The organism is Burkholderia sp. Ac-20384, from assembly GCF_017104605.1.
Lineage (GTDB): Bacteria > Pseudomonadota > Gammaproteobacteria > Burkholderiales > Burkholderiaceae > Burkholderia > Burkholderia lata.
On the sequence record NZ_JAAGPE010000438.1, the window covers coordinates 1 to 5,874 of the forward strand.

At 69.7% G+C, this 5,874-nt stretch carries 6 protein-coding genes; 4 read left to right on the forward strand and 2 right to left on the reverse strand.

Going from position 1 to position 5,874, the window contains the following annotated elements:
* Both G3O00_RS39190 and G3O00_RS39195 read left to right on the forward strand, forming a co-directional pair.
* Positions 1–728, forward strand: a 728-nt coding sequence (locus tag G3O00_RS39190) for a glycerate kinase (RefSeq protein ID WP_206146200.1), incomplete at its 5' end; no start/stop codon positions are given.
* Between the two features lie 62 nt (positions 729–790).
* Complete coding sequence (locus tag G3O00_RS39195; protein ID WP_011352364.1) at positions 791–1,240, forward strand: MarR family transcriptional regulator; 450 nt, start codon at positions 791–793, stop codon at positions 1,238–1,240.
* Positions 1,241–1,413: 173 nt separating this feature from the next.
* On the opposite strand, the gene G3O00_RS39200 is transcribed toward G3O00_RS39195, so the two are convergent.
* Both G3O00_RS39200 and G3O00_RS39205 read right to left on the reverse strand, forming a co-directional pair.
* Positions 1,414–2,412, reverse strand: a complete 999-nt coding sequence (locus tag G3O00_RS39200; protein WP_206146201.1) for a 2-dehydropantoate 2-reductase — start codon at positions 2,410–2,412, stop codon at positions 1,414–1,416.
* 109 nt (positions 2,413–2,521) lie between these two features.
* Positions 2,522–3,667, reverse strand: coding sequence for a helix-turn-helix transcriptional regulator (locus G3O00_RS39205; protein ID WP_011352366.1), 1,146 nt, complete (start codon positions 3,665–3,667; stop codon positions 2,522–2,524).
* A gap of 302 nt (positions 3,668–3,969) precedes the next feature.
* On the opposite strand from G3O00_RS39205, the gene G3O00_RS39210 reads away from it, so the two are divergent.
* Both G3O00_RS39210 and G3O00_RS39215 read left to right on the forward strand, forming a co-directional pair.
* Complete coding sequence (locus G3O00_RS39210) at positions 3,970–5,016, forward strand: porin (RefSeq protein WP_206146202.1); 1,047 nt, start codon at positions 3,970–3,972, stop codon at positions 5,014–5,016.
* A 21-nt stretch (positions 5,017–5,037) separates the two neighbouring features.
* Positions 5,038–5,874, forward strand: an 837-nt coding sequence (locus G3O00_RS39215; RefSeq protein ID WP_206146203.1) for an MFS transporter, incomplete at its 3' end; no start/stop codon positions are given.

Genomic DNA, 5,874 nt, shown 5'->3' on the forward strand with positions numbered 1-5,874 from the left:
GCAGCAGCACCAACGACGCAGGCGCCGGGCTGCTCGCCGGCCTCGGCCTGCAGTGCTTCGACGCGGCCGGCCAGCCGGTCGAGCCCGTGCCGTCGCGGCTCGCCGACATCGCACGCATCGACGCGTCGGGGCTCGACCCGCGCCTGAAGGAAACGGAATTCATCGGCATGTCCGACGTCGACAACCCGCTGACGGGCACGCACGGCGCGACCGCCGTGTTCGGCCCGCAAAAGGGCGTGACGCCCGAGCAGGTTGCGACCCTCGACGCGGCCCTCGCCCGCTTCGCCGACCTGCTCGAAGCCGCGCTCGACCGTCGCAGCCGCGACCTGCCGGGCGCAGGCGCCGCGGGTGGCCTCGGTTTCGCGTTGCACATGCTCGGCGCGCAGTTCGAAGCAGGCGCCGAAGTGGTCGCGCGGCAGGTCGGCCTTGACGCCGCGCTCGCCGGCGCCGACTGGCTGATCACCGGCGAAGGCCGCTCGGACGTACAGACGCTGCACGGCAAGGCGCCGTTCATCGCGTGCCGCCACGCGCAGGCCGCCGGCGTGCCCGCGTCGCTGCTGTCGGGCGCCGTCGACCCGGCCGCGCTGCCGCGCCTGTCCGAACATTTTTCCGGCTGCTTCTCGCCGGCTCCCGGGCCGATCACGCTCGACGTCGCGATCCGCGACGCGGCCAATCTGCTCGCGAACGAAGCGGAGCAATTGACACGCCTGAAGTACGGCGCACACTGACCGTTGACCCGAGCGCGCGATACAGGAACAATCGGGCCCGCCCTTTTTCTTCAGGATTCGACATGAAAGGCCGTCAAGCCGGGCTCGATCAGTTTCTGACCTATCGCCTCCACGCGCTCACGAAGCGATCCGACCGCGGGATCGGCGAGATGTACCGGCACAAGCTCGACATCTCGCTGCCCGAGGCACGCGTGATCGCCGCCGTCGGCGCCTTCGGCCCGTTCTCGATCATGGATCTCGCGCGCCACACCAATCTCGACAAGAGCCAGGCGAGCCGGGCAGCCGAGGCGCTGCTGCGCCAGGGGCTGCTCGAACGCAGCGCAAGCGAGGAGGATGGCCGGATCGTGCTGATCGCGCTGACCGCCGACGGCCGCGCGCTGCATCGCAAGATCATGCCGATCGTGCGCAAGTGGAACGACGGCTTGCTCGCGTGCCTGTCCGACAGCGAACGCCAGACGTTCGAACGGCTGCTCGACAAGGTCGTCGCGCACGCGACCGAGCGGGACGACTGAGCGGCAGCACGGGCACGGCGCCCGCAGTATTGATCCGACGAATTCGACGGGCCGCCCCGGTCGCCTCACCAGCGACGCGGGCGGCCCGCTTTGCGTCATACGGCGCTACGCGTTGAAAGCGGATCGCAGCGCTTCGCCTCACCGGCGTCGCGCATGCAGCGGCCCCGCCCGCGCTATAGCCCGCTGTTCGCCGCGCGCTGCCGGAGCAGCCCGAGCACCGCATCGCAATACGGGGTCGGCACGCCGAGCTTGCGCCCGAGTTCGGGAAACACGCCGAGGATCGGCCCGATCTCGAGCGCGCGCCCCGCTTCGAAATCCTGCAGCATCGACGTCTTGAACGCGCCGAGCTTGCGCGTGACCGCGATCCGCTCGGGCCCGCTCATCCCCGTCGACAGGCCGAGCTTCGCGCCGATCGCGGCCGCCTCCTCCATCATCCGCAGCGCGAGATCCTGCGTGAACGGATCGTCGAGCAACTGCTCGGCCGTCGACCCCGTCAGCGCGCTCAGCGGATTCATGTTCATGTTGCCCCACAGCTTCGTCCAGATCTCGGTCCGGACCGCGGGCGTCGACTCGACATCGAAACCACCCGCCGCCAGCGCGGCGGCGAAGCGCGCAGTGGCAACATCGAGCCGCGCATCGGGCGCACCGACGATCAGCCGATTGCCGCGCCCGCGGCGCACGATGCCCGGCGCGTCGGTGCTCGACGACAGGTGCACGACGCAACCGATCGCCTGCGCGGGCGGCAATGCCGCCGACACCGCGCCGGCCGGATCGACCGCATCGAGCGGCACGCCGTCCAGCGCCCCTTCGAGCCCGTGCGTGAACCACCACGGCAGCCCGTTCATTGCCGCGACGATCACGGTGTCCGGCCCGACCAGCGGCGCGATGCGCGCGACCAGCGCCGGCAGCGCCTGCGCCTTCAGCGCGATCACCCCGTAGTCCTGCACGCCGAGCGCGGCCGCATCGTCGCTCGCCCGCACCGGAACCGACGATGTGGCGCCCGCCTCGTCGATCACGCGCACGCCGTGCGCGTTCAACGCGTCGAGCGTCGCGCCGCGCGCATACGCGCTCACGGTCATGCCGGCCCGCGACAACGCGGCCGCGAGCAACCCGCCGATCGCGCCGACCCCGACCACCGCAGCGCGCACCGACCCTGAATTCGTGTCGTTCATGATGGAATTCCGTCTCCTGGGAGCTGACGAGCATAACGCTCAATGGTTGTGGGCACAACCATTCGCGCAACCGCGTGCAACGCGCGGCGGTCGTGCGACTCAGCGCGATTCAGCGCGGCTCGCCACCCGCTTCCACCGGCTCGTCGTCGGCCGCGCCGCCCGTCGCGCCGAGCACGCCGGCGATCTGACTCTTGTCGTGCATGCCGAGCTTGCGGTACGCGCAGCGCAGGTAGTGGCGCACGGTCGTCGGCGAAATCGCCATCTGTTGCGCGACTTCCTTGTGCGAACGCCCCGCGCCGTAATAGCGGATCGCCGCAAGCTCGCGCGGGCTCAGGCGGTCGAGCAGCGAGCGCGGCCGCGCCTCGATCTGGAACAGCCCCGCAACCGGCACGCACTGGATCCGCAGCGCATCGCCGACGAACGGCTGGCCCGACTGGCGCCGCAGGTGCGCGACGAGCGGCTCCGGCACGCGGGCACCGGCCCATGCCGGCCATTCGGTACGCAGCACGTCGTCGAAACCGTGATCGGCGTGGTGAAGCACGCCGAAGTTGTCGCACAGTGCGCGCGCCGCCGGCGCGACGGTATCGCTGCGCTCGCGCGTGAGCTGCGCGGCGCGATTGATCGTCAGCGCCGCCGCGAGATGCGGAATCACTTCCTCGAAACGGCGTGCATCGTCGTCGCTGAACGGGCGATTCAGGCCCTGTCGGTAGATCGACATGAACGTCGTCAGGCCGAACCGGCGATCGAGCGTGCACACGCACATCAGCTGCGCGAGCCCGTACTTCACGCACCAGTCGCGAAACCGGGCATCGAGCCCCGGCTCGACGACCGACAGCCGCACCGCGTGGCCGTGCGCGCCGCGCAGCGTGCGGTGCGCAAGCGGGTCGCAATCGCGCACGCGCTTCCAGTCGCTGAAGAACGCGTGCGGCAGACGGTACAGGAAGCTGTTGTGCATCACCGGGCCGGTCGGCACATGGGTCGCGACGCCTGTCCATGCGGCGTCGAACGGAATGAGCGCCTGCAGCAGCGAAAAGAACCGGTATTCGAACTCGCCGATGCCGGACCGTGCGGCAACCGCGTACAGGTCGAGCAGCATCAGCCCGAGTTCGCGCTGCGATGCGTCGCCGCGCGTCACGCCGTCGAAATCGGCGCGCCGGGACGGCAGCGGCGGCCAGGCGAAGTCGTCGAGCACGATGGCGGCCGGCACGTCGCGCAGCGCATCGAGATCCTGCCCGAAATCCGTCGTGATCCTCACCTTCCGCTCCCCTGCCCGATCGGGCTGCTGATGTGCGCAACGACACCGGCCGATTATAGCGATCGGCTTTTTTGACGGGCCAAGGTACCGGAACGGGCGCCAGACCCATCCATTTGAACGGTGCGCGGCACGTTGCTGCTCCGCAGCACGCCGCGCCACGGCAGCCCGCCGCGTGCATGCCGCGCACCGCGGGTTTTCCACACCGTTCATCTGTACGACTGTTCGAAGGTTTTCCCGCTGCGGACACTGCGTCGCGACAACACCAACGACAAACCGATGCAGGACGGTCTGGAGAACCCCACGTGACGAAACCCCGCTTCATCCGCACGGCCGCGGCCGTCGCGACACTTGCCGCGTGCAGCGTTGCCGCGCACGCGCAGTCGAGTCTCACGCTATACGGCGCGCTCGACGCCGGCGTGCAATACCTGACGCACGCCGACGGGCGCCACTCGGTCGTGCAGTTGCAGAACTACGGCATCCTGCCTTCGCAGGTCGGGCTGAAAGGCCACGAGGATCTCGGCGGCGGCTGGCGTGCGCTGTTCAAGCTCGAACAGGGCCTCAACCTCAACAACGGCACCGCGACCGTGCCCGGCTACGCATTCTTTCGCGGCGCGTACGTCGGCATCGCGGGGCCCGTCGGCACCGTCACGCTCGGCCGGCAGTTCAGCGTGCTGTTCGACAAGACGCTGTTTTACGACCCGCTCTGGTACGCGTCGTACAGCGGCCAGGGCGTCATCGTGCCGATGAACGCGAACTTCATCGACAACTCGGTCAAGTACCAGTCGCCGACGTTCGCCGGCTTCGACGTGGAGGCGCTTGCCGCGACGTCCGGCGTCGCCGGCAATACGCGCGCCGGACGCGTGCTCGAACTCGGCGGCCAGTACACGAGCAACGGCCTGTCGGTCAGCGCGGTGCTGCATCAGTCACATGGCGATGTTTCGGCGGCCGACGACACGTCGGCGCGCCGCCGCGAACTCGGCACGCTCGCCGCGCGCTATGCGTTCGCCACACTGCCGCTCACCGTCTATGCGGGGGTCGAACGCCTGACCGGCGACCTCGACGCGGCGCGCACGATCGTCTGGGGCGGTGCGCGCTACCAGATGTCGAGCGAGATCGGCCTGAACGCGGGTGTCTATCACACCGATTCGCGCACGCCGGCAATCGGCCACCCGACGCTGTTCATCGCGAGCACCACGTACGCGCTGTCGAAACGCACCGTCGCCTACGTGAACCTCGGCTACGCGCGCAACAGCGGCCAGAGTTCGCAGACCGTCTACGAATACGACCCGACGCCGCTCGCCGGCGCATCGCAGTTCGGCGCGATGGTCGGCATGTACCACCTGTTCTGATTTCCCACACGAGATCCCGCCATGAAAACCCTTTCTACGGATGCCGCACTCCCGCCCGACGGCCGTGCATCGACCTTCGCGCGCTCGACGCTCGTCGCGCTCGTCGTGTTCGCGGCCATCACGCCGCTGCTGCTGCTCGTCGCGCCCGCCGTCGCCGGCCAGCTCGCGACGCAGCTCGGGCTGTCCGCGTCGCAGATCGGCACCTACTTCTTCGTCGAACTCGGTGCGTTCAGCCTCGCGACCGTGCCGTCGTACCTGTGGCTCGGCCGGGTCGATGCGCGCCGCGTCGCCGCGTTCGCCATCGCGCTGTTCGGCGCGGGCAACCTGCTGACCGCGCTGTGGATGCCGGGCTTCGTCGCACTGCTCGCGCTGCGCGCCGTCACCGCGCTCGGCGGCGGCTCGCTGATGGTGCTCTGCATGACGAGCGCCGCGACGAGCGAGAACAGCGACCGCGTGTACGGCCTGTGGGTCGTCGGCCAGTTGATCGCGGGCGCGATCGGCCTGTTCGTGCTGCCGCATGTGTTCGCGGCGTTCGGGCTGCGCGCGCTGTATGTCGCGCTCGCCGCGCTGGCGCTGCTCGCGGCACCGCTGTCGCGCGGCTTTCCGTCCTCGCTGGGCGCACGAACCGCACCCTCGCAAAACGCACGCGGCGCGGCGGCGCCTGCGTCGCAAAGTTTCGTCGTACTCGCGATCGGCGCGGTGCTGACGTTCTATCTCGCGATCGGCAGCGTGTGGACGTTCGCGAGTCGCGCCGCGACCGAAGCCGGGCTCGATCCGCAGTCGACCGGCAACGTACTCGCGATCGCGAGCGTGATGGGCATCGCCGGTGCGGCGCTCGCGTCGTGCGCGGGCGGCCGG

Bases quoted from the DNA above. Each gene is read 5' to 3' on its own strand.
- G3O00_RS39195 (WP_011352364.1), top strand. From the start codon at position 791: ATGAAAGGCCGTCAAGCCGGGCTCGATCAGTTTCTGACCTATCGCCTC.
- G3O00_RS39200 (WP_206146201.1), bottom strand. From the start codon at position 2,412: ATGAACGACACGAATTCAGGGTCGGTGCGCGCTGCGGTGGTCGGGGTC.